A 2,118-nucleotide genomic window follows, 5' to 3' on the forward strand; every position below is an offset into this window, starting at 1 on the left:
CGAGTGTGTTCGTCCGGCCGGTGAGCATGGAGGAGGGCCGGAAGCTGCAGAGAATCAGCCGGAGGGCGAAGGACCCGGTGAAACTTCGTCGGGCGATCGTGGTGCTGATGTCCGCCCAGGGCCAGACGGTCAAGGACATCACCGTGCTGATGCAGGTCAGCGAGGAATACGTCCGCGATGTCATCCACGCCTTCAACGGGCAGGGGCTGGACGCGCTGGACCCAAAATGGAGCGGGGGACGCCCCAAGACGATCAATGACGAGGTGCGCGAGCATATCTGCCTGATCGCCCGGACGTCCCCCGCCGACTGGAAGATCACCGCGTTCTCCACCTGGAGCCTGAGCAAGCTCGCCGACCACCTCGTCAAGCAGAAGGTGACCGCGGCCATCAGCCGGGAGACCCTGCGCCGGATCCTGCGCGCCGGCAAGGTCTCCTGGAAGACCACCACCACCTGGAAGGCGTCCACCGACCCGGAGTTCATTGCCAAGATGCACCGCGTCCTGGCGCTGTATGACACCCCGCTCGCCGACGGGCGGGTGATATGCGTCGATGAGTTCGGGCCGCTGAACCTGATGCCCCGCAAGGGCAAGGCGTGGGGGCCGGTGAGGCGTCCGCGCAGGCTGCGGGCCACCTACAACCGCTACGGCGGCGTGCGGCAGATGCTCGCCGCCCTCGATCTGGCCACCGGCAAGCTGTATTACCGCATTCGCCCGCGCAAGCGGTGGCGCGAGTTCCTCGGCCTTCTCAAGGCCCTGCGCGCCCGCTGGCCCGGGCAGAAGCTGTATGTGGTGCTGGACAACTTCTCCCCGCACAAGCACGCCAAGGTCCGCACCTGGGCGGCTGACAACGACATCGGGCTGGTCTTCCTGCCGACCTACGGCTCCTGGCTGAACTGGATCGAGTCCGAGTTCGCGGCCCTGCGCTACTTCGCCCTCAACGGCACCGACCATCGCAGCCACGATGAGCAGAACGCCGCCATCGCCGCCTACGTCCGTTGGCACAACACCCGCGCGGAACCGAAGACGAACCTCGCGCCCGACTCACCGATCCGGTCATGGACCGATTACCCGGCCAGAGCCGCCTGACAAGCCGCCGGTCCACCTGGGCCCTCATCCCAACGGTGGTGTGCTGATCCGCTTCTCGAACCAGTGGTGGGCATACGGCTCGTCGTTGAAGGCAGCGACCTCCTGGAAGCCGCTGGAGTGGTAGAGACCGATCGCCGCGGTGAGCGCCTTGTTGGTGTCCAGGCGGAGTACCTCGCAGCCTTGCTGGGCGGCTTGAGTCTCCAGCTCGGTCAGGAACCGGCGGCCGAGACCGAGGCCCCGGGTGCGGGGCGCGACCCACATGCGTTTGATCTCGGCCGGGGCGCCGGGGGGCAGCTTCAGGCCGGCGCAGCCGACGGGCTCGCCGTGCAGCCGGGCAACCAGGAACAGGCCGCGCGGTGGCCGGAGTTCGCCCGCGTCGGGCAGCAGGCTCCGCGCGGGGTCGAAGCCGGTCTCAAAGCGTGCCTGAATCTCGGCGAAGTAGGACCGCAGGCAGTGCTGGGCGTCGGGGTGGTCTGGGTCAACCGCGTCCAGCGTGACCGTCGCGGCGGTCAGCAACCGTTCGACCTCGGCCATGGCGGCGGTCAGCCGGGCGCGCTGGGCCGTGTTGAGCGGCTCCAGGAGAGAGCTGGCCAGCTCGTCGCTGCGGCCATCGAGCACCGCGCGCTCAGCGCGGCCCGCATCGGTGAGCCGGACGGTGCGCACCCGCCTGTCCCGGGGCTGCGGCTCCACCGTCACCAGGCCGTCGGCCTCCAGGGAGCGCAGCAGCCGGCTGACGTACCCGGAGTCGAGCGCGAGGTGCTCGCGCAGTTGCCGCACGTCCTGGCCCTCCTCACCGATCTCCCAGAGCAGCCGGGCTTCACCGATGGGCCGGTCGCGGCCTAGGTAGTGGTCGTGGAGCACGCCCACACGTTCGGTGACGGTGCGGTTGAACTGCCGCACCTGGTCGATCTGCACCGTGTCCATTCTCTGACTTTAGTCAGAGAACCATGTGCGGGGCCAGAGGCTTCAGCCTTCACCGAGACGTTGACCGACGTTCGAGAAGACGGATGCCAGACCGCATGTCGATTACCCA

General features: G+C 68.2%; 2 protein-coding genes. One reads left to right on the forward strand and one right to left on the reverse strand.

Annotated features, from left to right (window positions below):
- The first annotated feature begins 5 nt into the window (after positions 1 to 5).
- Positions 6 to 1,085 carry an IS630 family transposase gene (locus ACFU6I_RS48475; protein WP_384380955.1) on the forward strand — a complete coding sequence of 360 codons (1,080 nt, stop codon included), beginning with the start codon at positions 6 to 8 and terminating at the stop codon, positions 1,083 to 1,085.
- A 24-nt stretch (positions 1,086 to 1,109) separates the two neighbouring features.
- Here ACFU6I_RS48475 and ACFU6I_RS48480 read toward each other — a convergent pair whose 3' ends face one another.
- Positions 1,110 to 2,009 carry a GNAT family N-acetyltransferase gene (locus ACFU6I_RS48480; protein WP_384380952.1) on the reverse strand — a complete coding sequence of 300 codons (900 nt, stop codon included), beginning with the start codon at positions 2,007 to 2,009 and terminating at the stop codon, positions 1,110 to 1,112.
- Positions 2,010 to 2,118 lie beyond the last annotated feature (109 nt).

This window comes from Streptomyces sp. NPDC057486, assembly GCF_042802415.1.
Taxonomy (GTDB): Bacteria; Actinomycetota; Actinomycetes; order Streptomycetales; family Streptomycetaceae; genus Streptomyces; species Streptomyces yanii.